Consider the following 24,801-nt stretch of genomic DNA (forward strand, 5'->3'; position numbering starts at 1 on the left):
CTTGCCAGAGTTGAGAAATGGATCCATGACATTAAAACAGTGGCCAGCCGACGCAGACAGGCCGGGGCTTTCAGCGAAAGATTGAGTAACAATTTAATTTGGGGAGATGGCACGACTCGTGATATCTGCGGGGACCAGGCCCCGCAGACATTGGGGAAATTTACGAGATATTGGGGGTTGAGTGGGGTTTGCGGTGGGTCCGGGAAGCCGCTTCACGCGGCTTGACCCGGTCCACTTTTGCTCATCAGGCGCGACTGTCGTCGCCCGCCTCGGCATGGGCGCCGCGACGGCCACCGTGGTCATCGCCACGGTCATGATTGCCACGATCCCGGCCATGGTCATCTCCGGCGCGAGCCTGGGCACCGTGATCGTCGCCAGGCTGTGCATGCCCGCCACGACGGCCGCCATGATCATCACCGCGATCATGATTGCCACGATCCCGGCCATGGTCATCGCCAGCACGGGCCTGGGCACCGTGATCGTCGCCAGGCTGTGCATGCCCGCCACGACGGCCGCCATGATCATCACCGCGATCATGATTGCCACGATCCCGGCCATGGTCATCGCCAGCACGGGCCTGGGCACCGTGATCGTCGCCAGGTTGTGCATGCCCGCCACGACGGCCGCCATGATCGTCGCCGCGATCGTGGTTGCCGCGATCCCTGCCATGGTCGTCACCGGCGCGAGCCTGATCGCCCCTGTGTACGCCGTGGTCGTCGCCTACCTCACCGGCGCGATGTACGCCGTGGTCGTCGCCCACTTCACCGGCGCGATGTACGCCATGATCGTCGCCCACTTCACCGGCGCGATGTACGCCATGATCGTCGCCTACTTCACCGGCGCGGTGTACGCCGTGGTCATCACCGATCTCGCCAGCACGATGTACGCCGTGGTCATCGCCCGCTTGGGCCTGGCCGCCATTGTGAACGCCGTGGTCGTCACCGGCTTGTGCGTGGTTGCCGTGATCGTCACCACGATCATGGTTGCCGGCGTCGTTGCCGTGGTCATCGCCGCGATCATGGTTGCCACCGTCGTTACCTGCGTGGCCGCCACTGTTGCCGCCACCGGAGCCGCTTCCAGAACCACCTGAACCGCCACCAGAGCCGCCGCTGGAACCGCCGCCGTGGCCACCACCGCTACCGCCACCACTACCACCGCTACCACCGCCGCCGTTGCCGCCGCCTCCGGATCCACCGCCGCCCGAACCGCCCGAGCCGCCGCCTCCGTTGCCACCATGGCCGCCACCGCCGCCTCCGTTGCCGCCACCACCGTTACCGCCTCCACCACCGCCATTACCACCACCGCCGCCACCGCCTCCGCCACCGCCGCCACCTCCCCCGCCGCCGCCACCGTCCTTGGCGTACGCGCTGCCGCTGTGGGAGATGTAATCAGGAATCAGGACTGTGGATGCCGAGAGCACCCCCCCGATGGCCAGTGCCAGTAATGCCTGTTGGAATCGCATAATTACCTCCACCTTCTTGTTCTGGTTATCAAACCGCAAACAGAGCCGGTGCAAATCGAAGGCCAGTTTGGAAACCGCCCTCAAAACTTCAGCACATCTCCCTTGAGCACAGAAAACAGCGCAGTCCCCGCGAGGGCTTGTGCACACATGTACAGCGAGACCCGACGTCAGGATCATCCCGTGTCGACGGTATTCATGAGGTGAACACGCGCGCCGCGAATTAAATTCGTTTTTTCTTTTGTCCCTTCGTCAGCAAACAAAACCCGGCGCCGCTCTTTTCATTTAGGCGTTTGCTGTTCAACATACGCGTCCAACAATAAAAGGGGCTGGCACTATCAAGCTAAATGATTTTGCTTCCCATCTTCACGCGATTTAAATCGTGATAAAACAGACACTTTGCCGAACTTCCTAAAAAACCTGGCAATGATGTCGTATTAATACTAAAACCGTGTGGCACGCCTCAAAGTGCCAATCAAAATTTGTTTTCAGGATGAACCCATGCGTCTTCCACTGCTGACAAGCGTGCTGGCACTGGCCCTGGCCGGCTGCGCGTCCACGCCGAACAACCCGTCCCTGAAGCTGGAAACCCCGAAATCGGCCTCCGAGTACGCAGAGTGCGTATTCCCCAAATGGCAGGCCATCAAGCCGGAAGCGACCCTGAGCGAAACCAAGGGTCACTACAAGCTGCTGGTTTCCGGCAAGGTGTCACAGGACTCGATTCTCGAAGTGTTCAAGGGCAACCCCAACACCCGCGTCTTCCTTTATCAACGTGCCCCGCTGTCGTCGGCCTTCGGCCCGAGCAGCCTGGAAAAGGCCGCACGCGACTGCCTGTAAGCCTGCAACCTGCCCGTCTGGCGCAGGCCTGGCGGATGATGCGGCGCAACGCTGCATCATCCCGCCCCTCTGAAGACTAATTCTCAAGCCTCTTCAAACGTTCCTGTTTCAGCGGCATCTCGATCGCCGAGCACATTCGCCGATCCCGCTATAGTGAATTGACCTCCCCCTACCCATGCGACGCCTTCGCTCGCGCTCTTTTCACCAGCCGGACACTCCGCGATGCAACCGTTAAAAAACCGCGCCAGCCCGGGTGACGACACCCTCGGCGGCGGCATACCCGGCGCCAGCGTCGCCTTGCCCAACACCGGCCACTGGCTCAAGCGCCTGCTTGCCTTCACCGGCCCCGGCTACATGGTCGCCGTGGGTTACATGGACCCCGGCAACTGGGCGACGGACCTGGCCGGCGGTTCGCAGTTCGGCTACCTGCTGCTGTCGGTGATCCTGCTGTCGAACCTGATGGCCATCGTCCTGCAGGCGCTGTCGGCGCGGCTGGGCATCGTCACCGGTTGGGATCTGGCGCGGGCGTGTCGTGAACGTTACAGCCGCCCGGTGTGCATCGCCCTGTGGCTGGCCTGCGAAATCGCCATCATCGCCTGCGACCTGGCTGAGGTGATCGGCACCGCGATCGCCCTCAATCTGCTGTTCGGCATTCCGCTGGTGTGGGGCGCGGTGATTTCAGCCATCGACGTGTTTCTGATCCTGTTGCTGATGGGCAAGGGCTTTCGGGCGCTGGAAGCCTTCGTCATCGCCCTTCTGCTGATCATCTTTGCCTGCTTCGCGATCCAGATGGTCCTGGCTCGCCCGGACATGGCCGAGCTGCTCGCCGGCTTCATCCCAAAAGCCGAAGTCGTCACCAACCCGGCCGCGCTGTATCTGGCCATCGGCATCATCGGCGCCACGGTGATGCCGCATAACCTTTATCTGCACTCGTCCATCGTGCAGACCCGCGCCTACCCGCGCACCGAAGAAGGCCGGCGCATCGGCCTGCGCTGGGCAGTGACCGACAGCAGCATCGCGCTGACTCTGGCGCTGTTTGTCAACGCGGCGATCCTGATCACTGCCGCCACGGTGTTTCACAAGGCCGGCAAGACCGACGTGGTGGAAATCGAGCAGGCTTATCACCTGCTGTCGCCGATGCTCGGTGTCGGCATCGCGTCTTTATTGTTTGCGGTGGCGTTGCTGGCCTCGGGGATCAATTCGACGGTGACCGCGACCCTGGCCGGGCAGATCGTCATGGAGGGGTTTCTGCGGTTGAGACTGCCGGGCTGGATCCGCCGCCTGCTGACCCGCGGGCTGGCGATCATTCCGGTGATCGTGGTGACCAGCCTGTATGGCGCCGAAGGCACGGCGAGATTGCTGGTGCTCAGCCAGGTGATCCTGTCGATGCAACTGCCGTTCGCCATCGTGCCGCTGGTGCGTTTCGTCTCTGACCGTCAGCTGATGGGCGCTTTCGTCACCGGCCGCGCCCTGACCCTGCTGGCCTGGGCGATTGCGCTGTTGATCATTGGGCTGAACATGGTGTTGCTGCTGGGAATGGTGAGCGACTGAGGCTTATCGATCACCTGTAGGAGCGTGGCTTGTCCCGCGACCTGCCGGGAACCCGTCGTAAATCCGATAAACGCGGTGTGTCAGGACCGCATGGTCGTCGGGATTTACTGCCGGTTCCCGGCAGGTCGCAGGACAAGCCAGCTCCTACAAGTCCTGCGCCCCGCGGGGAACAGGGGTGCGTGCCTACGGGTGAGGTTTAATGCTTCATCCCGTGATCGTGCCCCATGTCCATGTCGTCCATCGACGCTTTGGCCGGCGCGCTGACGGTGATGCTTTCACGCACGCCCTTGGCGTTTTCCACCGTCAAGGTCAGCGGCACCTGGTCGCCTTCCTTGATCTGCCCGTTCAGGCCCATGAGCATCACGTGATAGCCGTCCGGGTCCAGCGACACGGTCTTGCCGGCCGGCAGCGCCACCGAATCCACCGGGCCCATGTGCATGACATCGTTGGTCATGGTCATTTGGTGAACCTGTACATCCCTTGCCACCGGCGAGCTGACGCCGAGCAACTTGCTGTCACTGTCGGCAGTGATGCGCATGAAGGCGCCGGACGAAGGCTGGCCGGGCACCGTCGTGCGCACCCAGGCGCCTTCAACGGTGGTCTGCGCCATGGCGGAGAAACTGGCAGCCGCCAGCACGGAGGCGGTCAGCAGACGGGTAACGGCGCGAGAAAACAGAACGGTCATCAGCAGACCTCCATGACAGTGAGCAGATCTTCCGCGCATTGCTTGGCGGACAGCGATGGCGACAGACCCAGACGCAGGTTGCCGCGCGAGTCGAAGACGAAACTGGTGGCGGTGTGGGACATGGTGTACGTGTCGCCGATCGGGACTTTCTCGTAGAACACGCCGAACTCCTTGGCCACCAGCTTCGTCTGTTCCAGCGTACCGCGCAGGGCGACAAAGCTCGGGTCGAACTGTTTGACGTAGGCGTCGAGGATCTGCAGTGTATCGCGCTCGGGGTCGACGGTGATGAAGATCACCTGCAGGGTCTTGCCGTCTTCGCCCATGATCTTCTTGATCTGGGCGGCACGGGCCAACGCGGTCGGGCACACCGCCGGGCACTGGGTGAAGCCGAAGAACACCATCGGCATCAGGCCGCGGTAGCTCGACAGGGTTTTCACCTCGCCGTCGGTATCGGTGAGCTTGAAGGTACGGCCACGGATCTCGTTGCTGAGGTCCTTGCCGTATTTGAAATCCAGCGCGGTGGTCGAACCGTCGCAACCGGCGAGCAGGCCAAGGCCCAGCAGGCCCAGTCCGGTGACCACCTGGCGGCGGGTCAGTAAATCATTCATGTGACGAACTCTCTGAAGCAGCGGCCAGCAATGATGCAGGCCTTTTTCCGCCCCACACCCCGTGCGGGATCTGTGGGAGCGACGCTAGACAGCAGGCGGGTCATCGCGGCGGCGTTCAGGGCGCCTGCGGTGCCAGTCCGGGGGAGAGATGTCGGGGTGGTTTGCGCAGCAGGTAGTCGGAACGCGGCACCCGCTTGCGGGCCGTGCGCGCCAGCCAGCCCAGGCCGATGAAAAACACCAGCGACAGCGCCAGGCTGCCGGCAAAGGCGCAATCGGTCATGGACCACTTCATCAGCAAGGCGTGATCGCCCATTGCCGCCATGTCCATCTGGCTAGCGGCGTTCTGCATCACACCACAGACCTCGCTGTCGCCGGCCTGATTGAATGCCCGCAACATCTGCCCGTGGCTGAGACTGCACACCAGCCCGGTAAACAGGACGGCGCCGTAGAGCAACCAGGCGATGAGCGGTTGGTGGATTCGGACGAATTTCATGGGGCGGCATTCTACAACGTCGCACCCGCCAGCACGGACAGACGCCGGACTGCCGGGTGCGACAAAACCGCGCAGGGGCAAATAGACCGGGCACCTCAAAATCTGTGGGAGAGAGTCCTGCTCGCGAAAGCGGTGGTTCAGCCAACACCATCAGCTGACCTGACGCCATCGCGAGCAGGGCTCCCTCCCACAGGAATACGCGTCTGGCCGATGATTCGGGCCTTCCTTCAAACCGACTGCCTGACGCCCTTGACCGCTTCTTCCCGCGCTTCGCGCTCATGGCCCTGGCGCAGGCGCAGTGCGGCGATGGCCGCCACCACGAGCACCACGGCAATGACTTTCATGCCGTTCATCGCGTTGCCGGTGCTCTGTTCGATCAAGCCCATCACCGACGGCCCGACAAATCCGCCCAGCAGCCCACAGCAGTTGACGAAGCCCAGGCCGCCGGCCAGTGCCGCGCCCTTAAGCCGCGAGGCCGGATACAGGAAGATGATCGACTGCACGACGAAGAACATCAGCGCCGAAATACAGAAGCCCAGCAGGCTGATCACCGGCCCGGCCAGCGAGGCGATGCCCAGCCCTGCGGCCATGATCAGCAACCCGGTTACCAACATGCGCCGCGAGCGCTGCGGGGTGTTGGCCAGTTTCGGCAACGTGATCGCCCCCACCGCTGCCGCCAGCCACGGCAACGAGGTCAGGAAGCCGACCTGCAAGGCGCTCAGGTCGCCGTATTTGCCGATGATGCCGGGCAGGAAGAAGATCACCGTGTAGATGGTGATCTGATGGCAGAAGTAGACAAAGATCGCCAGCAGGATCTGCGGGGTCAGGCATTGCTTGAGCGAGTGCCCGCCGTGCCCCGCGCCCTCCTCGGCTTCGCTGGCCAGTTGACGCTCGATCTGCTGCGCTTCGGCGCTGCTCAGCCACGGTGCCTGACTCGGACGGTCCGGCAGTTTTTTCCACACCACGATGGCGAAGAACACCGCCGGCAGGCCTTCGAGCATGAACATCCACTGCCAGCCACGCCAACCGAACAGGCCGTCGAGCTGCATCAATGCGGCACCCAGCGGCCCGCCGATGATGTTGGCCAGGCACACGCCCAACAGGAAATAACCGGTGGCCCGAGCCCGCTGCTCACGGCCGAACCAATAGGTCAGGTACAGCATCACCCCGGGAAAAAGACCCGCCTCGGCGATACCCAGCAGCAGACGCAACACATAGAACGACGTCTCGCCCTGAACAAAGGCCATGGCAGCGGAGATCAGGCCCCAGGTCACCATGATCCGGGCGATCCAGAAACGCGCGCCGACCTTGTGCATGATCAGGTTGCTCGGCACTTCCGACAGCGCGTACGTCAGAAAAAACAGCCCCGCGCCCAGCCCATAGGCCGCCGCGGAGATACCCAGGTCAACATCCAGATGATGTTTGGCCAGGGCGATGTTGGTACGGTCGAGAAAGCTCAACACGTAGGCGGCGATCAGCAGCGGCATCAGCTTGATGAACAGCAGCTTGTTCAGGGTCGCGGCATCACGGGGTGAAGAAGGCGTTTCGAGCGTTTTTGTCATTGTCATTGCACGAACCTCGTCAGTCAGACGGCGATAGTGGAAGGTGCGCCCTCGCCGGCAGGCGCGCACCTTGTCAGTTCCGGGCGGGAATCAGAAATCCACCTCGTGCTTGCCCTTGAGGCTGAGCATTTCCCGCGCCTCATCCGGCGTCGCCACGCGTCCGCCCAGTGCCTCGATCACGGTGCGGATGCGCTTGACCTGATCGGCGTTGGAGGCTGCCAGCTTGCCCGGACCGTCCCACAGCGAATCCTCCAGGCCGACGCGCACGTTACTGCCCATCGCCAGGCCCATGGTGCCCAGCGGGATCTGGTTGCGGCCGGCGCCAAGGATCGACCATTCGTAGGCGTCGCCGAACAGGCGGTCGGCAGTGCGGCGCATGTGCGCGAGGTCTTCCGGGTGGCCGCCGATGCCGCCACGCAGGCCGAACACCGACTGGATGAAGATCGGCGCCTTGAGCAGCCCGCGCTGCAGGAAGTGCGCGGCGGTGTACAGATGGCCGATGTCGTAGCACTCGATCTCGAAGCGGGTGCGGTTCTCGGCGCAGGCGCTGAGGATGTGGGCAATGTCGCGGAAAGTGTTGCGGAAGATGCGGTCGTCGCTTTCTTCCAGGTACGGCCGCTCCCAGTCGTGTTTGAACTCGGTGAAACGGTCGAGCATTTCGTACAGGCCGAAGTTCATCGAACCCATGTTCAGCGAGGCCAGTTCCGGCTTGAGTTGCGCCACCGGTTGCAGGCGCTCTTCCACGCCCATGGTCGGCGCGCCACCGGTGGTGATGTTGATCACCACGTCGCTCTGCGCCTTGATCTGCGGCAGGAACTGGCGGAACAGGTCGACGTCCTGGCTGGGCCGGCCGTCATACGGATCACGGGCATGCAGGTGGACGATGGCGGCGCCGGCTTCGGCGGCACCGATGGCGGCATCGGCGATTTCCTGCGGGGTGATCGGCAGGTGCGGCGACATCGACGGCGTATGGATGGCCCCGGTGACGGCGCAGGTGATGATGACCGGGCGTTTTTTTGACATGCGTGTTCTCCATTCTTGTTCTTGGCGAGAATTTGTTCGGTTGAATCCGGCTCAAGGCATGAGGCGAGCCGTTGCTGCAGCGTTGTGGCCGTCAGAGGTATTCGACGTTGCCATCGACGCTGATGGCCTGCCCCGTCACGTTGCGGGCGGCCGGCGAGCAGAGGAACAGCGCCATCGCGGCGACGTCCTCGGCGGTGACCATGCGTTTGAGCGAGATCTTCTTCAGGTACTCCTGACGCATCTCGGCTTCCGGGACGTTGAGCTGCTCGGCGCGGGCACGAATCACCCCGTCCATGCGCGGCCCTTCGACGATGCCCGGCAGCAGCGCGTTGACGCGGATGTCGCTTTCGCCCAGCTCCGAGGCCAGGGATTTCATCAGGCCGACGATGGCCCATTTGGTCGCCGCATACGGCGTGCGCCAGGCGTAACCCAAGCGACCGGCCACCGAAGCGATGTGCAGCAGGTGCGCGTTGGGCGACTGTTTGAGCAGCGGCACCGCGTGGTGGGCGAAGCGGTATTGCGCGGTGAGGTTGATGTCGATGGTGCGTTGCCAGTCTTCATCGGTGATCGCATCGATGCCGGCGGTGGGCCCTGCGATACCGGCGTTGTTGACCAGCACGTCGAGGCCACCGAACTGTTCGCGCTGGACCTTGAACACCGCTTCGATCTGCGCCGCATCGCCGACGTCGGCGCGGGTCACCACGGCGTCGGGAAAACGGTCGCGAAACGCCGCCAGCGCCGATTCGCTGACATCGCAGACATGCACTCTGGCGCCCGCTTCGATATAGGCCGCCGCCAGCACTTCACCGATCCCGGCGGCACCGCCGGAAATCAGCACACGCAGGCCACGGTACGGCAGCAACCGGTCAAGAATACTCATGCTTGCTTCACTCCTTGCGAGGACGACCGCGCGCGGTCGTTGTTGACGAGCAGACGCGCCAGCGAATCGGCGGCCTGCATGATGTCGTCGGTGACCGCCGCCCGCGCCGCCGCGCCATCCCGCGCGGCCAGGGCTTCGACGATGCGGTCGTGGGCTTCCATCGAGCGCTGCAGGTGCGCCTTGTCCGGCGCGACCAGGGCGAAACACGGGCCCATGTGCAGCCAGAAGTTCTCGACGGCAGCCACGGTCAGCTCGGCCTGGGCCACGGCGTAGATGCGCCGGTGAAAGGCGAAGTTGGTCCACAGGTAGCGCGACACGTCGATGGTGTCGGCGGCTTCCTGCATCTGTCGGCACAGTTCGCTGATGTCGGCGAGATCGGCGTCGGTCAGACGTGCCACGGCCTTTTCGGCCAGCAACCCTTCCAGCGCCACCCGGGCATCGCGAATCTCGCGCAACCGTTCGGGGGTCATGAGGCGCACCCGCAGACGTGCGGTTTCAGTCACTTCAAAGGCGTTTTCGGCGCTCAGCCGATGCAGCGCTTCGCGCACCGGCATGGGGCTGGAGCCCAGCGCATCGGCCAGACCGCGGATGGTGAGTTTCTGTCCGGGCTGGAAACGGCCGCTCATCAGCGCTTCGCGGATCTGCCGGTAGACCTGGTCCTGCAGGGTGTCGCGGGACACCTGGCGCATGGTCGGCAAGGGGACGGGACGATCTGTCATGGGGAGCACAGCCTGTGTTGTCGTTGTTATGGTTGAAATATGTGATCACAAATCAAATAAGTCAAATCATTTCCAACAACAGCTCAGGCTCGATTGTATTTCCTGTAGGAGCTGGCTTGTCCTGCGAGCGGACCGGGGTCGCGCTCGACCGAAGTCGTCGTAAATCCATACACATTGGTAGTGTCAGACAGATCGCGTGTGCAGGATTTACGACTGCTTCGCAGCCGGTCGCAGGACAAGCCAGCTCCTACAGGAGAGCAGCGCGCCCACCCGTAGCAGTCCGGCTTGCCGGCGGCAGCGGTTGTCGGGTGAGACAGAAAGACCGCATGCAGCGGTTTTACGACGACTTCGTCGCCGCTCGCAGGGCAAGCCAGCTCCTACAGGGTTTAGCGGTGCGGCTTATATGGGACGTGGCACGTTGACGGTCTGGTCGGCGTTGACGCCGAGCCGTTCCAGCACGAACAAACGGGCCTGGCGGGTCATCTGGTCGAGCTGGTAATCGCGCTGTTTTTCCGCGTCGACCATCGCCCGTTTGCCGTTCTGGTTGAGCAGGTAGGCGTGGATCTGCCGCACTTCCACCGAGGCGTAAATCGGGGCGATGTCGAGCACGGCCAGCAAGCCATCGGTCTGGTGGTCGCGGGTGTTCATCAGCACCTGCGGGCCGCGCGAGCCGAGCACCTGAAAGCCCATGGCCTCGAAATACGCGACCTTGCCGACAAAACAGGCCAGCTCGGCATGGGGGTAGCGCTCGATCATCCGCTGCAACATGGCCCGGGCGATGCCCTGCCGACGCCGACCCGCCTGCACCGCCATGTAGGCCACGGCACAGGCTTCGGGGTCGTCCTGCACCGGCAGGTACAGCACAAAACCCACGACGATGGACGGATCGTCCGCATCGAGTGCGACGATCAGTTCCACCGGCAGGCCCCGCGAGCCGTCCATCGCCTGCAGGTACTGATGCACCTCATGCCCGACGCCGTACTGATACAGCTGATACAGCGGGTTGCTCGGCACGATGCCGACCATGCTGATGTCGGTCACGTAGTCGATGACCATCTGCATGATCTGGCTGGCGATCGATTCCGGCGGGGTATTTTCGAGGCGGGTAACGGTGAACATGGCGATCCTGATGACGGGTGAAGGCTGCACGGCAATGACCGAAGCCGCGCATCATACTCCGTTCCCGGCGGCCGTTTTAGGCTAAGGTATTCGCCGCCATCCACGCCGGGCCTGCACACGCCGCGCCCGCCCGACTTTCAGGACACCGGACCCCAAGCATGTTCGACTGGGACGATCTGCGCTTTTTCGCCACCTTTGCCCGCGAAGGCAGCCTGGCCGCTGCCGCGCGCAGCCTCGGCGTCGAGCACGCCACCGTGGCGCGACGCATCGCCTCGCTGGAAGCGGCGCTGGCCCTCAAGCTGGTCGACCGGCGCGGCCGGGTCTACGAACTGACCACCGACGGCCTGCGGGTCAGCGAGTTCGCCGAACAGATGTCCAGCGCCTCGTTCGCCCTGCAACGCTTTGCCGGCGGCGAACATGACCGCATCGAAGGTGAAGTGGTGATCGCCTCGCCGCCAGCCTTTCTGGCGACCCTGATCGCCCCCAACATCGGCAAGCTGCGCGAGCGCTACCCGGGCTTGCAGGTGCGCATGGTCGGCTCGAAATCCATCGCTTCACTGGCACGCAAGGAAACCGACGTGGCGATCCTCTACGCCCGCCCGGAGGAAGCGCAGGTGGTGGCAAAGCACCTGGCCGACCTGCCCTTCGCGCTCTACGCCAGCGAACGCTATCTGGCCGATCATCAGCCCGACGCCTACGCCTTCATCGGCTACGACCAGAGCATGGAGCACTCCGAGCAACAGCAATGGCTGCGCGAGCACCTGGCCGGGCGCCCGCTGGCGATTTCCAGCAACGACCTGCGCGTGCAGGCCCAAGCTGCGGCCGGTGATGGCGGGCTGGTCTTGCTGCCGGCGTTTCTGGCCCGGGAGTACCGGCTCAAGCGTGCGCCGGGCATCGACACCGCGCTGAGCCTGCCAGTGTGGCTGGCCTACCATGAAGACTTGCGCAGCGCCGGCAAGATCCGCGTGGTCCTGGATTTTCTGATCGAGTGCCTGGAGTCGCCCGACGAACTGTGAATTTTTTCACATGGCGTATGCGCGTCCGGCCAATTCTCCCCTTTCGTCCGGCTCTCTATCCTCGGCGGCAATAGAGACATTCACGAGAGGCTTCTGCCCATGAACACCCCTGCGCAACCCCAAGGCACGCTGCCCATCTTCCGAGCGGCATGGATCGTCACCGCGATCTTCATCCTGTCCAACGCCGCCACGCCGCTGTACCCCCACTGGCAACAGGCGCTGGGCTTCACCTCCGGCACGCTGACGCTGATTTTCGCCGGCTACATCCTCGGCCTGCTGCTGACCCTGACCGTCGCCGGGCAACTGGCCGACCACTACGGACGCAAGGCGCTGCTGGTGCCGGGGGTGAGCATCGCGATCCTTTCCGCGCTGTTGTTCGAGCACGCCGACAGCGTGGCGATGCTGATGCTGGCGCGGCTGCTCAGCGGTATTTCGGTGGGCATCGTGGTCTCCGCCGGCATGGCCAACGTGGTCGAACATGCCAGCGAACAGCGCAAATCCTTCGCCTCGCTGATCGCCTCGGTGTCGATGGTGCTGGGCGCGGGCACCGGCCCTCTGCTGGCCGGGATCATCGCTCAATACGTCGCAGAACCGATCGACCTGGTGTTCAACGTCGAAATCGCCCTGCTGGCGCTGGCGTTGCTGGTGGTGCTGCGTCAGCCGAACCGCAAACTGGGCAACGGTCGCTTCCGGCCGAAACTGCCGTCGGTGGCCCGCGAGCACGTCGGCGTCGTCGCCCGTGGCATTTCCTTCTTCGGCCCCGGCCTGACCTCGACCTGCTTCGTGCTGGCGCTGGGCCCGAAACTGCTGGCGACCCTGCTCCACGCCAACAGCCCGCTGATCGCCGGCTCCATGGCGTTCGTCATGTTCCTGACCGCTGTCGGCGTGCAGTTCGCGGCCAAGAAACGCAGCATGCATCAGGTGTTCGTGCTCAGCGGCGTGGCGTCGATCCTGTCGATGGCAAGCCTGTGGGCGGCGTTGCAATTGGGCTCGCCAGTGCTGCTGATCGTCGCCGCGCTGCTTGCCGGTGCCGGGCAAGGCCTTGGCCAACTGGGCGGCCTGACCCTGATCGCCCGTAACGTCGCCCCGCAGCGCCGGGCCGAGGCCAACGCAATCTTCAACATGGGCGGCTATGTGCCGGCGGGTATCCTGCCGGTGGCGACCGGTTACCTGATCGACCTGTTCGGCATCCATGTCGCGATCAGTGTCCTGGCCTGCCTGATCGCCAGCCTGGCGGTAGTGGCACTGGTGGCCTTGCAACGCGGCCAGCGCAATCATCCGTGTGATGCGGGTCAGCCGGCTTGAGGTGTCGCCCCGCCCTATCTGTAGGAGCTGGCTTGCCCTGCGACCTGGCGCGAAGCGGCAGTAAAACCAGTAAATGCGGTTTGTCTGAAACACCGCATTTGCTGGATTTACGACTGCTGCGCAGCCGGTCGCAGGGCAAGCCAGCTCCTACAAGGATCGCGACACGCCTCGACGTATCATCGATTCTGCAAATACAAGCCATTCGACATCACCGGGCATTTGCGCCAGTCGCTCAACAATGAGATATTCGCAATCGCGAACGATTCTCACAAAGCATCTACCCCATGACCCCTACTCTGCTGCTGGTCGAGGACGACGCGCGCCTGCGCCGCGACCTCGATCTGCATTTTCAAAACCGTGGCTTTGCCGTCACCGCCTGCCCTTGCGGCACCCAGGGCCTGGCCGCCGTCCGTGCCGGGCATTTCGATCTGGTGCTGCTGGACATCATGCTGCCCGGCATAGATGGCCTGGCCCTGCTCGAAGCCCTGCGTGAAGGCCGCGATACACCGGTGATGCTGATGTCGGCGCTCGGCGCCGAACAGGACCGCATCACCGGTTTCACCCGTGGCGCCGACGATTACCTGCCCAAGCCGTTCAGCCTCGCCGAACTCGATGCCCGCGCCAACGCCCTGCTACGTCGGGTCGCACGGATGCAGACGCAACCTTCCGCGCCGGCCAACGACGACGGCACGCTGCGCTTCGACGACGAATTGCAGGACGTCATCCACCAGCAACAGCGCGCCGGCCTCACCGTTTCCGAATACCGCCTGCTGCTGACCCTGCGCGAACAGCCCGGCGAAGCCCTGAGCAAGCCGTTTCTGTACCAGCACGTGCTGCACCGCATCTACACCCGGCTGGATCGCGGGCTGGACGTCCATGTGTGCAACCTGCGGCGCAAACTGGCGGCCATCGGCGTGCAGCATCTACAGATCCAGGCCGTGCGTGGTCAGGGCTATATCCTGCTGGAAGCGAACCCGTCCTGATGCGCCGTCATCCGTTGCTGTGGAAGCTGGCGCTTCTGCAGATCTCCTTCTGCCTGCTACTGACCTGGGTGATCTGGACCTGGGGCCTGTCGGCCGAGCGCAGCACCTATTTCCTCGACCCCGCCGACCGCGCGTACCTGGCCCGCTATGCGCAACAGGCCGAACTGATCTGGCGCAGCGAAGGCAGCGCCGGGGTCGAGCGATTCCGCCAGCGGCTGTCCCACGAAGAAGACACCTGGGTGGCGATCATCGGCGCGCATTTGCAAAGCCTTGGCAGCACGCCGTTGAGTGCGCTGGAATCCAGTCACCTGACCTTCATGCGCAAGCTCGACTGGCCGATGAGCCGGCGTCTGCAGGATGAATTGCCTTTCGTCAGCATCGAGTTTCCCGACCAGCCGGAACAGGGCCGGCTGGTCATGCAGTTGCCGGAACGCCTGTTGCCCGGTGGCCTGACGCCATGGACCCACGTGCTCAGCCACGGGGTGATGCCGACCCTGCTGGCGGCCTCGCTGGGTCTGTTGATCTATCGCCACCTGGTGGTGCCGCTCAATCGCCTGCGCGACCGCGCCGACAGCCTGCGCGCCGATAATCTAGACAGCGACGGCCCCGGCCTGCCCTTGATGAATCGCCGCGACGAACTGGGCGAACTGGCCGGCGCCTTCGAGCACATGGCCGAACGTTTGCGCCAGAGCCTCAACCAGCAGCGCTTGTTGCTGCGCACCCTGTCCCATGAATTGCGCACGCCGCTGGCCCGCTTGCGCATCGCCCACGACAGCCCGTTGCCACCGGAGCAACTGCGCCAACGGCTGGACCGCGAGATCGGCGACATGCAGCGGCTGCTGGAGGACACGCTGGACCTTGCGTGGATGGACACCGAGCGTCCGCAATTGCCGACCGAACCGGTGCTGATGCTGTCGGTCTGGGAAGCGCTGCGTGATGACGCCTGCTTTGAAAGTGGCTGGTCGCCGCAGCGGCTGATCTGTTTGCTGGGCACCGATTGTTGCGTGCAGGTGCACCTGGACAGCGTCGCGCAGGCGTTGGAAAACCTGCTGCGCAACGCCATTCGCTTTTCCCCGCCCAACGGCAAGATCACCCTCACCGGCTGGCGCGAGGACAGGCAATGGCACCTGTGCCTGCAAGACGACGGACCGGGTGTCGCCGAAGCGGATCTGGAACGGATTTTCCTGCCCTATCAACGCTTGGGCGCCACCGACGAAGGCTTCGGCCTCGGCCTGGCCATCGCCCGCAGCGCCATCGAGTTGCAAGGCGGGCGGCTTTGGGCCAGCAACGGCCAGCCGGGGCTGATCATGCACATGACCCTGCCAGTTGGACCTGCACTTTCGGATTGACGCGCTTCCCTCTGTAGGAGCTGGCTTGCCCTGCGACCTGGCGCGAAGCGGCAGTAAAACCAGTAAATGCGGTTTGTCTGAAACACCGCATTTGCTGGATTTACGACTGCTTCGCAGCCGCTCGCAGGACAAACCAGCTCCTACAGGGGGCGGTGTTGATCAAAGTGTTTAGAAAGTTAATGTTCTTTACTCGCAATTAGCAGTCATTATCATCCGTGATCTTCTCGCGTCATGTCGTGCCCTCGGAGATCATCGATGTCGTTTCGTCCCCTGCCCACCCTCACCCCGTTCGTGCTGCTGTCCAGCTGCCTGCTGGCGACCGCTGTCCACGCCGCGACCCAGCCGGACAACCCGGCCGCCCTGCAACTGCCCGAACAGAACGTGGTCGCCACCGCCGAGGAAGAAATCAAGCAGGCACCGGGCGTATCGGTAATCACCGCCGAAGACATCAAGAAGCGTCCGCCGGCCAACGACCTGTCGCAGATCATCCGCACCATGCCCGGCGTCAACCTGACCGGTAACTCCAGCAGCGGCCAGCGCGGCAACAACCGGCAGATCGACATCCGAGGCATGGGCCCGGAAAACACCCTGATCCTGATCGACGGCAAGCCGGTCGGCAGCCGCAACTCGGTGCGTTATGGCTGGCGCGGCGAGCGTGACACCCGGGGCGACAGCAACTGGGTACCGGCCGACATGGTCGAGCGCATCGAAGTCATTCGTGGCCCGGCCGCAGCCCGGTACGGCAACGGTGCAGCCGGTGGCGTGATCAACATCATCACCAAGAAGGCCGGTGCAGAAACCCACGGCCATGCCACGGTGTACAGCTCGTTCCCGACCCACGGCGACGAGGGCGCGACCAAGCGCATGGACTTCGGCCTCAGCGGCCCGCTGACAGACACCCTCAGCTACCGCGTCTATGGCAACGTCGCCAAGACCGACGCCGACGACGCGGACATCAACGAGGGCCACGAATCGCTGCGCACCGGCAACCAGATCGGCACCCTGCCCGCCGGCCGCGAAGGCGTGCGCAACAAGGACGTCAACGCCCAGATCAGTTGGCAACTGACCCCGGAGCAAAGCCTGGAATTCGAAACCGGCTTCAGCCGCCAGGGCAACATCTACACCGGCGACACCCAGAACACCAACAGCAACGCCACGGTGAAAAGCCTGCTGGGCCATGAAACCAACCGCAGCTACCGTGAGACGTATTCGGTGACCCATCGCGGCGACTGGGATTTCGGCAGCACTCTGGCCTACCTGCAATACGAAAAGACCCGCAACCGGCGGATCAACGAAGGCCTGGCCGGCGGCACCGAAGGCATCTTCAGCAACAGCGATTTCTACACCGCGACCCTGCGCGACCTGACCGCCCACGGCGAGGTCAACCTGCCGCTGCACGCCGGTTTCGACCAGACCCTGACCCTGGGCACCGAGTGGGTCGAACAGAAACTCGACGACCCGAGCGCCAACACCCAGACCACCAGCGAAGGCGGTGCGGTCAGCGGCCTGGCCAGCAGTGGCCGCGATACCAGTTCCGAAGCGCACATCTTCTCGCTGTTCGCCGAAGACAACATCGAGCTGTTCCCCGGCACCATGCTCACGCCGGGCCTGCGTTTCGACCATCACGACATCGTCGGCGACAACTGGAGCCCGTCACTGAACCTGTCCCACGCGCTGACCGACAGCCTGACCCTGAAAGCCGGTATCGCCCGTGCCTACAAGGCGCCGAACCTGTATCAGCTCAACCCCAACTATCTGCTCTACAGCCGTGGTCAGGGTTGCTACGGGCAGACCACCAGTTGCTATCTGCAAGGCAACGACAGCCTCAAGGCCGAGACCAGTATCAACAAGGAGCTGGGCATCGAGTACAAGGCCAACGGCTGGGTCGCCGGGTTGACGTATTTCCGCAACGACTACAAGAACAAGATCGAGTCCGGCCTGTCGCCGATCGGCAGCGCCACCGGCGGCACGGGTACCTACGCCAACGCGGCGGTGTACCAGTGGGAAAACGTGCCCAAGGCGCTGGTCGAAGGTCTGGAAGGCACCCTGACCATTCCGCTGGCCGATGCGCTGACCTGGAACAACAACTTCACCTACATGCTGCAATCGAAAAACAAGGAAACCGGCGACGTGCTGTCGGTCACGCCGAAGTACACCCTCAACTCGATGCTCGACTGGCAGGCGACCCAGGATCTGTCGCTGCAGGCCAGCGTGGCCTGGTACGGCAAGCAGAAGCCGAAAAAGTACGACTACCACGGCGACCGCGTGACCGGCAGCGGCAACAACCAACTGTCGCCTTACGCCATCGTCGGCGTCAGCGGCACCTACGCCATCACCCGCAACCTGAGCCTGACCACCGGCATCGACAACCTGTTCGACAAGCGCCTGTTCCGTGAGGGCAACGCTCAGGGCGTGGCGAATATCGAGGGGGCCGGCGCTGCGACCTACAACGAACCGGGCCGCACGCTGTACACCAGCCTGACCGCATCGTTCTGAGCCTGACGAGACCGCCTGATGAGAACCGTTATTAGACCGCTGGCGCTGGTCACCCTGCTGCTCGCGCCGGGGCTGACCACCCTGGCGCGACCGGCCCCGGACCAGCCGATGGACACGCAGATCCTGCAACGTCAGGACTTGCCCTACGCCTTCAACACCCTGGATCTGGATTCGGCTGACGGCCAGCGCCATTACCGCATCTGGATCGCCCGGCCACGGCAGAGCGCTCCGGCGCAAGGCTATCCGTCGCTGTGGATGCTCGACGGCAATGCCGCCGTCGGGGTGCTCGATGTCGAGCTGCTCAAGCGCCTGGCCGAGGGCCGTGCGCCGCTGTTGGTCGCCATCGGTTACCAGACGCCGCTGCGCATCGAGCGCAATGCGCGCACGCTGGATTACACCCCCAGGCGTTCCGCAGGCGACGTACAGCACGACCCGTTGACCAACGTGCCCAGTGGCGGCGCCGATGCGTTTCTTGATCTGTTGCGTGATCGCATCCGTCCGCAAGTCGCCGCGCAAGTGCCGCTGGACCCGGCCGAGCAGACGCTGTGGGGCCACTCCTACGGCGGGCTGCTGGTGCTGCACACCCTGTTCACCCGCCCGCAGTTGTTCAACCATTACGCGGCGGCGAGTCCGTCGTTGTGGTGGGATGAACAGCGCGTGTTCGAAGAAAGCCGGCAGTTGCACTCGCCCCACGCCAGCCTGCTGCTGATGCGCGGCAGCGCCGAACCCGCCACCCCGCAAGGTCCGCCCGTAGCCGAACCGGACCGGCTGGCGAAGCGGATGGTCGAGCAGTTGAAACAGGTGCAAGGGCTGAAGCTCGAATACCACAGCTTCGACGGCATGAGCCACGGCGAAACCCTGCCGGCGTCGTTGCGCTACGTGATGGAACAGAACTACCTGCGGCGTTGATTCACGCAGTCCCCGCAGGTGCATTTGCTTCTCGTGGGAGCCGGCTTGCTGGCGAATGCTGACGGATGCGGTGTGTCAGACAGATCGCTTTCGCGACCCTCGCAAACTCGGATCCCTCCCACAGGGTTTGCGGCGATTGTGCTGGCTGTGCTGCTCTGCCGAAATCCGGCAAACAACACACATCCGTGGGAGGGAGCTCTGCTCGCGATAGCGTCCGCCCAGACAACGCTGCATCAACTGATCTATCGCTATCGCGAGCAGAGCTCCCTCCCACAAAAGCAAACCTCAGCGTTCCCGCCGTAGCAGTCCGGCTTGCCGGCGGTGGTGATCTCAAGGACCCCACCGCCGGCAAGCCGGACTGCTACAGATCTGTGAACACCGCTGCTTTTGCCTCTGGCCGCAGGCCGTAGGAGCCGGCTTGCTGGCGAATGCTGACGAATGCGGTGTGTCAGGTAAGCCGCTTTCGCGACCCTCGCAAACTCGGATCCCTCCCACAGGGTTTGCGGCGATTGTGCTGGCTGTGCTGCTCTGCCGAAATCCGGCAAACAACACACATCCGTGGGAGGGAGCTCTGCTCGCGATAGCGTCCGCCCAGACAACGCTGCATCAACTGATCTATCGCTATCGCGAGCAGAGCTCCCTCCCACAAAAGCAAACCTCAGCGTTCCCGCCGTAGCAGTCCGGCGTCCTTCCACCGGGTAGCCGGGGTCGGTGTATCCGGGGGTCGAGGTGTGGCCGGGGACGACCAGGCTGTCGACCAGTCGTTCATCGTCCGGCCCCAGTTCAAGGCTCAACGCCGCCTGGTAACTGTCCCACTGCGCTTCGGTTCTGGGGCCGGCGATGGCCGAGCTGATCAGGCGGTTTTTCAACACCCAGGCCAGGGCAAACGCGACCGAGGTGGTGCCGCGTTCGGCCGCATGGGCGGCGATGGTCTGGGCGATCTGCAACGACTCCGCACGCCATTCCGTCTGCTGAATGCGCTTGTCGCCACGCCCGGCCCGGGTGTCCGGCGCAGGCGCTGCGCCGACCGCATATTTGCCGCTGAGCACGCCACGGGCCAGGGGGCTGTAAGGCACCACACCCAGACCGTAATGGTCGGCGGACGGCAGTTGCTCCACCTCGGCACTGCGGTCGACGATGTTGTACAGCGGCTGGCTGACCACCGGCCGCTCGATACCCAGTTGATCGGCAATCCGCACCATTTCGGCGATACGCCAGCCACGGAAATTCGACACCCCGTAGTAACGCACCTTGCCCTGACAAATCAGGTCGCCGACGGTTCGCACCGCCTCTTCCAGCGGCGCATCGGCCAGCGCACGGTGGAAATACAGCACGTCGATGTAATCGGTGCCCAGCCGCCGCAGACTGGCTTCCACGGTCTGCATGATCCATTTGCGGGACTGGCCCTGCTCGTTCGGCCCCTGACCGCCCGGATAGCCGAACTTGGTCGCCAGCACCCAGTGATCACGCCGGGCGGCAATGGCGCGTCCCACCACCTGCTCGGAGCGCCCGCCGTGGTAGACGTCGGCGCTGTCGATGAAGTTGACGCCCTGCTCGAAGGCTTTGTCGATGATGCGTGTGGCCGTCGCTTCGTCGGCCTCGCCGCCAAACATCATGGCGCCCAGACACAGCGGCGAGACTTTCAGGGCACTGCGGCCCAGGTAGCGGTAATCCATGCAGGTTTTCCCGTTCGATAGAAACACAGGCCGGTCAACGCTGACCGGCCACTGCGCACCATCCTAGCGACGGGGCCACCGACGATTAAGGGCCTGAACGAGGATGCCGTTATGAGTACGGCTCATCAATCCGCCGTAGCGGCTACAGATTCTCCCGGCTCTGCGCCCATTCGCGCACCGCTTCGGCGAACAGGCGCAGGGCCGTCGGCGGATGGCGGTTGGCCGGGTAATACAGGCACACCCCCGGATACACCGGGCTCCACTCCGGCAGCAGATGCACCAGACGCCCTTCGCGCAGATGCTCCTCGACCTGCGCCAGCGGCACCCAGCCGATGCCGATCCCGGCCAGCGCGGCCTCGATCATCAGGTTGATGTTGTCCATGGTCATCGGCCCCTCGACGTCGACGCTGGCGCTCTGTTCGAGGTATTGCAGGTCCCAGCGGAACAGCGCGCCGCTGGCGAAGCGGAAGCGGATGCAGCGATGGGACTTGAGGTCGTGGGGCGTCTGCGGCGGCGGATGGTCCTGCAGATAAGCGGGCGACGCGACCGCGGCGAAGCGAATGTCCGGGCCGAAACGCACGGCGATCATGTCGCGCGGCACGTCGTCGAAAATCCGGATGCCGGCATCGAAGCCGTCGCCGACGATGTCCAGCAGTTTGCTGTCGGCGATGAACTCCAGATGGATCTGCGGGTATTTGGCGAGGAAGCCCGGCACCACATGCTGGATCAACTGGCGGAACGACGACTCCGAGGCGCTGATGCGGATCGAGCCCGACGGCGAATTGCGCGCCGAGGTGACTTCGTTGACCACGTTGGTCAGGTCATTGAGCAGCGGCCGCACACCGTGCAGCAACTGCTCACCCGCTTCGGTCAACGCCACCGAGCGGGTGGTGCGGTTGAACAGGCGCATTTCCAGACGCGCTTCCAGATTGCGCATGGAATGGCTCAGGGCCGAAGGTGAAACGCCCAACACACGGGCGGCGCCGCTGAAGCTCTGGTGCTCGGCGATGGCGATGAACGCGGTCAGCTCTGGCAGGTCGGCACGGATCATTAGTGAAAAACCCTCAACTACCCATTAACCAGTGGACGGATTGTTGAGGATAGTACAGCAATATAAGGTGGCTCTGGCGCTCATGCAGGAGACCCAACATGCACGACCGGCCTGTCGCCGACGCCCCGCCTTCCGACCGCCAGAGTCTGTGGACCCTGGCGATTCTCAGTACTTTGATGGCCTTTGCCTCGATTTCCACCGACCTGTATCTACCTGCCCTGCCCGCCATGGCCGGGGCCTTGCACGCCAACGCCGGTCAGGTCGAACTGACCATTTCCGGCTACCTGATCGGCTTCAGCCTCGGGCAATTGCTCTGGGGCCCGGTGGGCGACCGTTACGGTCGGCGCCTGCCCATCGCCCTGGGCCTGGTGCTGTTCATCATCGGCTCCGCCGGCTGCGCACTGTCCGACAGTGCGGCGGTGATGATCGCCTGGCGTGCGGTGCAGGCCGTCGGTGCTTGTGCCAGCGTGGTGTTGGCGCGAGCGATGGTGCGCGACCTGTACAGCGGTCATCGCGCCGCGCAGATGCTCTCGACCTTGATGACGGTCATGGCTATCGCCCCGTTGATCGGTCCCAGCCTGGGTGGCGTGATCCTCCATCTGGCGTCGTGGCGGGCGATCTTCTGGGCACTGGTGCTGGTCGGTGTCGGTACGTTGGCGATGCTCTACGTGTTGCCGGAAACCCTGCCGGCCAGCCGCCGTCAGCATGTGCCCCTGAGCCATGCGTTCAGGCGCTATCTGCAATTGCTTGGCGACCGGCGCATCCTCGGTTACATCGGCGCCGGCGGTTTTTTCTACGGCGCAATGTACGCCTACATCGCCGGCACGCCGTTCGCCTACATCAGCTATCACCACGCTTCGCCGCAGCAATACGGCGTGCTGTTCGCTCTCGGTATCGTCGGCATCATGCTGACCAACCAACTCAACTCGCGCTGGGTGGCACGGCTGGGCAGCGACCGGCTGATGCGCTTCGGCACCCTCGCTGCGGCGCTGTCCGCCGCATGGCTGAGCGTCGACGCCTGGACCGACTGGGCCGGGCTCGCCGGGCTGGTGATTCCGCTGTTCCTGTTTGTCGCCGCGACCGGTTTTATCGTCGCCAACTCCATCGTCGGCGCCATGGGTGCCTTTCCCGAAATCGCCGGCGCCACATCCGCGTTGGTCGGCTCGTTGCAGTACGGCACCGGCATTCTCGGGTCGGGGCTGGTCGGGGCATTCGCCGACGGCACACCCCGGCCCATGGCGGCGGTGATCCTGTTGTTCGGCATCGCCAGCCTGCTGTGCGCGAAATGGCTGGTGCCGGCGCACGCCTCGCCCCTGCCCTCGGCCACCACGGTTTGAACACCTTTCACACGTATATCCGCACACTTTTGGAGACACCATGAACGACAACATTCAAGGCAAGGTCATCGTCATCACCGGCGCCAGCAGCGGGCTGGGTGAAGCCGCCGCACGGCTGCTCGGCCAACAGGGCGCCAGGGTGGTGCTGGCGGCACGCCGCGTGGAACGCATCGAAGCGCTGGCCGCCGAGCTGAGTGCCAAGGGTGTCCAAACCCTCGCCGTGCAAACCGACGTCACCCGTGCCGAACAGGTCCGCGCGCTGGTGGAGGCCGCCGTTCAGGCGTTCGGTCGCATCGACGTGATGATCAACAACGCCGGGCTGATGCCGCACTCGCCGCTGGAACGGCTGAAGATCGACGACTGGGACCGCATGATCGACGTCAACCTCAAGGGCGTGCTGTACGGGATCGCCGCCGCGCTGCCGTTCATGCAGGCGCAGAAATCCGGGCAGTTCATCAACGTCTCCTCCGTGGCCGGGCACAAGGTGCGTCCGGGCAGCGCGGTGTACGCCGCCACCAAACACGCGGTGCTGGCGCTGTCCGAAGGGCTGCGTCAGGAGGTCAAGCCGTACAACATCCGCACCACGGTGATTTCGCCGGGTGCCGTGAGCAGCGAACTGCCCGACAGCATCACCGAGCAGGACATCGCCGCCAGCGTCCGGCAGTTCTACGAAATCGCCCTGCCCGCCGACGCCTTCGCCCGCGCCGTGGCATTCGCCATCAGCCAGCCGGAGGACATGGACATCAACGAAATCCTGTTCCGTCCGACCCGCCAGGACATCTGACTCCCCACCCGTTTTCATCCGAGGAATGCCCATGAACACCCCTTCCAGAGTTACCGTGGTCATCGGTGCCGGCGCCATCGGCCTGGCGATTGCCCGGCGGGTCAGTGCCGGCAAGCATGTGCTGCTCGCCGACCTGCGCCAGGAGAATGCCGATGCAGCAGCGAATGTGCTGCTGGACGCCGGCTTCAGCGTCAGCACCACGGTGGTCGACGTGTCGTCCCGCGAATCGGTGCAGGCGCTGGTGCGCACGGCCACGGCCCTCGGTGAGATCACCGGGGTGATCCACGCCGCCGGGGTATCACCGTCCCAGGCGCCGCCCGCGACCATTCTGCGGGTCGACCTCTACGGCACCGCACTGGTGCTGGAAGCGTTTGGCGAGGTCATCGCCGAAGGTGGCTCGGGAATCGTCATCGCGTCGCAGTCCGGCCATCGTCTGCCAGCGCTGAGCACCGACCAGAACAAGGCCCTGGCGACCACCCCGGTTGAGCAATTGCTGGCTTTGCCAATGTTGCAGCCCGAGCGCGTCACCGATCCGTTGAATGCCTACCAGATTTCCAAACGCGGCAATTCGCTGCGGGTCATGGCCGAAGCCGTGCGCTGGGGCAAGCGCGGCGCCCGGGTCAACACCATCAGTCCGGGGATCATTTTCACCCCGCTGGCCCGGGATGAATTGAGCGGTCCAAGGGGCGAAGGCTATCGGCGCATGATCGACGCGAGTGCGGCCGGACGCGGCGGTACAGCCGATGAAGTCGCCGCCGTCGCCGCCCTGTTGATGGGCCCGGAAGGCACCTTCATTACCGGCAGCGATTTCCTCATGGACGGCGGCGTGACAGCGGCCTACTGGTACGGCGACCTCGCGCCGCAGTAAGGGGCGTGCGGCGGGTATTTGTGAGTGTCATTCATGACTACATCCCGCCTGAGTAGCTTAATCGCCGGGGTGGTGTTGCTTATCATCGGTA

At 64.1% G+C, this 24,801-nt stretch carries 21 protein-coding genes and 1 pseudogene; 12 read left to right on the forward strand and 10 right to left on the reverse strand.

From position 1 onward, the window contains the following. The first annotated feature begins 193 nt into the window (after nucleotides 1–193). The 3 genes from ACIPL0_RS09145 (at nucleotide 194) to ACIPL0_RS09155 (ending at nucleotide 3,847) form a co-directional block, all read left to right on the forward strand. Nucleotides 194–1,090 (forward strand): hypothetical protein, encoded by an 897-nt coding sequence (locus ACIPL0_RS09145; protein ID WP_400731521.1) that lies wholly within the window; start codon nucleotides 194–196, stop codon nucleotides 1,088–1,090. Nucleotides 1,091–1,960: 870 nt separating this feature from the next. Further along, nucleotides 1,961–2,296: a hypothetical protein gene (locus ACIPL0_RS09150; RefSeq protein WP_400599193.1), complete on the forward strand. Its 336-nt coding sequence runs from the start codon at nucleotides 1,961–1,963 to the stop codon at nucleotides 2,294–2,296. Between the two features lie 222 nt (nucleotides 2,297–2,518). Then, nucleotides 2,519–3,847 (forward strand): Nramp family divalent metal transporter, encoded by a 1,329-nt coding sequence (locus ACIPL0_RS09155; RefSeq protein ID WP_400599195.1) that lies wholly within the window; start codon nucleotides 2,519–2,521, stop codon nucleotides 3,845–3,847. A gap of 196 nt (nucleotides 3,848–4,043) precedes the next feature. Here the strand turns inward: ACIPL0_RS09155 and ACIPL0_RS09160 are convergent, their stop codons facing one another. The 8 genes from ACIPL0_RS09160 to ACIPL0_RS09195 form a co-directional block, all read right to left on the reverse strand. Further along, nucleotides 4,044–4,532: a copper chaperone PCu(A)C gene (locus ACIPL0_RS09160; protein WP_400599196.1), complete on the reverse strand. Its 489-nt coding sequence runs from the start codon at nucleotides 4,530–4,532 to the stop codon at nucleotides 4,044–4,046. Next, the gene (locus ACIPL0_RS09165) at nucleotides 4,532–5,140 is read right to left on the reverse strand and encodes an SCO family protein (protein WP_400599197.1); all 609 of its coding nucleotides are present in this window, start codon (nucleotides 5,138–5,140) and stop codon (nucleotides 4,532–4,534) included. Before ACIPL0_RS09165 ends, ACIPL0_RS09160 begins: the two co-directional genes overlap by 1 nt. Before the next feature lie 115 nt (nucleotides 5,141–5,255). Then, nucleotides 5,256–5,633, reverse strand: coding sequence for a DUF2946 family protein (locus tag ACIPL0_RS09170; RefSeq protein WP_400599198.1), 378 nt, complete (start codon nucleotides 5,631–5,633; stop codon nucleotides 5,256–5,258). A gap of 227 nt (nucleotides 5,634–5,860) precedes the next feature. Further along, a complete protein-coding gene (locus tag ACIPL0_RS09175; RefSeq protein ID WP_400599213.1) occupies nucleotides 5,861–7,195 on the reverse strand; it encodes an MFS transporter in 1,335 nt (444 codons plus the stop codon). A 90-nt stretch (nucleotides 7,196–7,285) separates the two neighbouring features. Continuing rightward, a complete protein-coding gene (locus ACIPL0_RS09180) occupies nucleotides 7,286–8,218 on the reverse strand; it encodes a 3-keto-5-aminohexanoate cleavage protein (RefSeq protein ID WP_400599199.1) in 933 nt (310 codons plus the stop codon). A 91-nt stretch (nucleotides 8,219–8,309) separates the two neighbouring features. Further along, the gene (locus tag ACIPL0_RS09185) at nucleotides 8,310–9,098 is read right to left on the reverse strand and encodes an SDR family oxidoreductase (RefSeq protein ID WP_400599200.1); all 789 of its coding nucleotides are present in this window, start codon (nucleotides 9,096–9,098) and stop codon (nucleotides 8,310–8,312) included. After that, nucleotides 9,095–9,817 carry a GntR family transcriptional regulator gene (locus tag ACIPL0_RS09190; protein ID WP_400599201.1) on the reverse strand — a complete coding sequence of 241 codons (723 nt, stop codon included), beginning with the start codon at nucleotides 9,815–9,817 and terminating at the stop codon, nucleotides 9,095–9,097. Before ACIPL0_RS09190 ends, ACIPL0_RS09185 begins: the two co-directional genes overlap by 4 nt. A 399-nt stretch (nucleotides 9,818–10,216) precedes the next feature. Then, nucleotides 10,217–10,936 carry a GNAT family N-acetyltransferase gene (locus ACIPL0_RS09195; RefSeq protein WP_400599202.1) on the reverse strand — a complete coding sequence of 240 codons (720 nt, stop codon included), beginning with the start codon at nucleotides 10,934–10,936 and terminating at the stop codon, nucleotides 10,217–10,219. Between the two features lie 158 nt (nucleotides 10,937–11,094). Here ACIPL0_RS09195 and ACIPL0_RS09200 point away from each other — a divergent pair, with 158 nt between their 5' ends. The 6 genes from ACIPL0_RS09200 to ACIPL0_RS09225 all read left to right on the forward strand — a co-directional run bounded on the left by ACIPL0_RS09200 (nucleotide 11,095) and on the right by ACIPL0_RS09225 (nucleotide 18,994). After that, nucleotides 11,095–11,952, forward strand: coding sequence for a LysR family transcriptional regulator (locus tag ACIPL0_RS09200; protein ID WP_400599203.1), 858 nt, complete (start codon nucleotides 11,095–11,097; stop codon nucleotides 11,950–11,952). 99 nt (nucleotides 11,953–12,051) lie between these two features. After that, the gene (locus ACIPL0_RS09205) at nucleotides 12,052–13,257 is read left to right on the forward strand and encodes an MFS transporter (protein ID WP_400599204.1); all 1,206 of its coding nucleotides are present in this window, start codon (nucleotides 12,052–12,054) and stop codon (nucleotides 13,255–13,257) included. A 284-nt stretch (nucleotides 13,258–13,541) separates the two neighbouring features. Then, a complete protein-coding gene (locus tag ACIPL0_RS09210; RefSeq protein WP_400599205.1) occupies nucleotides 13,542–14,240 on the forward strand; it encodes a response regulator transcription factor in 699 nt (232 codons plus the stop codon). After that, entirely contained in the window at nucleotides 14,240–15,589 is a 1,350-nt protein-coding gene (locus ACIPL0_RS09215; protein WP_400599206.1) for a histidine kinase sensor domain-containing protein, read from the forward strand. Before ACIPL0_RS09210 ends, ACIPL0_RS09215 begins: the two co-directional genes overlap by 1 nt. Before the next feature lie 255 nt (nucleotides 15,590–15,844). Then, entirely contained in the window at nucleotides 15,845–18,085 is a 2,241-nt protein-coding gene (locus tag ACIPL0_RS09220) for a TonB-dependent siderophore receptor (protein WP_400599207.1), read from the forward strand. Nucleotides 18,086–18,103: 18 nt separating this feature from the next. After that, entirely contained in the window at nucleotides 18,104–18,994 is an 891-nt protein-coding gene (locus ACIPL0_RS09225) for an alpha/beta hydrolase (RefSeq protein ID WP_400599208.1), read from the forward strand. Nucleotides 18,995–19,674: 680 nt separating this feature from the next. On the opposite strand, the pseudogene ACIPL0_RS09230 reads toward ACIPL0_RS09225, so the two are convergent. Continuing rightward, nucleotides 19,675–20,670: pseudogene (locus tag ACIPL0_RS09230) on the reverse strand (aldo/keto reductase); the annotation flags it as partial. A 142-nt stretch (nucleotides 20,671–20,812) separates the two neighbouring features. Continuing rightward, nucleotides 20,813–21,721, reverse strand: a complete 909-nt coding sequence (locus ACIPL0_RS09235; protein ID WP_400600497.1) for a LysR family transcriptional regulator — start codon at nucleotides 21,719–21,721, stop codon at nucleotides 20,813–20,815. Between the two features lie 98 nt (nucleotides 21,722–21,819). Here ACIPL0_RS09235 and ACIPL0_RS09240 point away from each other — a divergent pair, with 98 nt between their 5' ends. Genes ACIPL0_RS09240 through ACIPL0_RS09250 form a run of 3 tightly spaced genes read left to right on the forward strand, consistent with a single transcriptional unit; the run spans nucleotide 21,820 to nucleotide 24,710 of the window. Then, nucleotides 21,820–23,058 (forward strand): multidrug effflux MFS transporter, encoded by a 1,239-nt coding sequence (locus ACIPL0_RS09240; RefSeq protein WP_400600499.1) that lies wholly within the window; start codon nucleotides 21,820–21,822, stop codon nucleotides 23,056–23,058. 40 nt (nucleotides 23,059–23,098) lie between these two features. Then, a complete protein-coding gene (locus ACIPL0_RS09245) occupies nucleotides 23,099–23,842 on the forward strand; it encodes an SDR family oxidoreductase (protein ID WP_400600501.1) in 744 nt (247 codons plus the stop codon). 31 nt (nucleotides 23,843–23,873) lie between these two features. Further along, entirely contained in the window at nucleotides 23,874–24,710 is an 837-nt protein-coding gene (locus ACIPL0_RS09250; RefSeq protein ID WP_400600503.1) for an SDR family oxidoreductase, read from the forward strand. Nucleotides 24,711–24,801: the final 91 nt, after the last annotated feature.

The sequence above is a fragment of the Pseudomonas sp. NPDC090208 genome (assembly GCF_044746785.1).
In the GTDB taxonomy this organism is placed as follows: Bacteria; Pseudomonadota; Gammaproteobacteria; order Pseudomonadales; family Pseudomonadaceae; genus Aquipseudomonas.

Bases quoted from the DNA above. Each gene is read 5' to 3' on its own strand.
- ACIPL0_RS09245 (WP_400600501.1), top strand. From the start codon at position 23,099: ATGAACGACAACATTCAAGGCAAGGTCATCGTCATCACCGGCGCCAGC.
- ACIPL0_RS09210 (WP_400599205.1), top strand. From the start codon at position 13,542: ATGACCCCTACTCTGCTGCTGGTCGAGGACGACGCGCGCCTGCGCCGC.
- ACIPL0_RS09175 (WP_400599213.1), bottom strand. From the start codon at position 7,195: ATGACAAAAACGCTCGAAACGCCTTCTTCACCCCGTGATGCCGCGACC.
- ACIPL0_RS09165 (WP_400599197.1), bottom strand. From the start codon at position 5,140: ATGAATGATTTACTGACCCGCCGCCAGGTGGTCACCGGACTGGGCCTG.
- ACIPL0_RS09180 (WP_400599199.1), bottom strand. From the start codon at position 8,218: ATGTCAAAAAAACGCCCGGTCATCATCACCTGCGCCGTCACCGGGGCC.
- ACIPL0_RS09200 (WP_400599203.1), top strand. From the start codon at position 11,095: ATGTTCGACTGGGACGATCTGCGCTTTTTCGCCACCTTTGCCCGCGAA.
- ACIPL0_RS09235 (WP_400600497.1), bottom strand. From the start codon at position 21,721: ATGATCCGTGCCGACCTGCCAGAGCTGACCGCGTTCATCGCCATCGCC.
- ACIPL0_RS09155 (WP_400599195.1), top strand. From the start codon at position 2,519: ATGCAACCGTTAAAAAACCGCGCCAGCCCGGGTGACGACACCCTCGGC.
- ACIPL0_RS09250 (WP_400600503.1), top strand. From the start codon at position 23,874: ATGAACACCCCTTCCAGAGTTACCGTGGTCATCGGTGCCGGCGCCATC.
- ACIPL0_RS09215 (WP_400599206.1), top strand. From the start codon at position 14,240: ATGCGCCGTCATCCGTTGCTGTGGAAGCTGGCGCTTCTGCAGATCTCC.
- ACIPL0_RS09150 (WP_400599193.1), top strand. From the start codon at position 1,961: ATGCGTCTTCCACTGCTGACAAGCGTGCTGGCACTGGCCCTGGCCGGC.
- ACIPL0_RS09170 (WP_400599198.1), bottom strand. From the start codon at position 5,633: ATGAAATTCGTCCGAATCCACCAACCGCTCATCGCCTGGTTGCTCTAC.
- ACIPL0_RS09225 (WP_400599208.1), top strand. From the start codon at position 18,104: ATGAGAACCGTTATTAGACCGCTGGCGCTGGTCACCCTGCTGCTCGCG.
- ACIPL0_RS09205 (WP_400599204.1), top strand. From the start codon at position 12,052: ATGAACACCCCTGCGCAACCCCAAGGCACGCTGCCCATCTTCCGAGCG.
- ACIPL0_RS09190 (WP_400599201.1), bottom strand. From the start codon at position 9,817: ATGACAGATCGTCCCGTCCCCTTGCCGACCATGCGCCAGGTGTCCCGC.
- ACIPL0_RS09240 (WP_400600499.1), top strand. From the start codon at position 21,820: ATGCACGACCGGCCTGTCGCCGACGCCCCGCCTTCCGACCGCCAGAGT.
- ACIPL0_RS09195 (WP_400599202.1), bottom strand. From the start codon at position 10,936: ATGTTCACCGTTACCCGCCTCGAAAATACCCCGCCGGAATCGATCGCC.
- ACIPL0_RS09160 (WP_400599196.1), bottom strand. From the start codon at position 4,532: ATGACCGTTCTGTTTTCTCGCGCCGTTACCCGTCTGCTGACCGCCTCC.
- ACIPL0_RS09185 (WP_400599200.1), bottom strand. From the start codon at position 9,098: ATGAGTATTCTTGACCGGTTGCTGCCGTACCGTGGCCTGCGTGTGCTG.
- ACIPL0_RS09220 (WP_400599207.1), top strand. From the start codon at position 15,845: ATGTCGTTTCGTCCCCTGCCCACCCTCACCCCGTTCGTGCTGCTGTCC.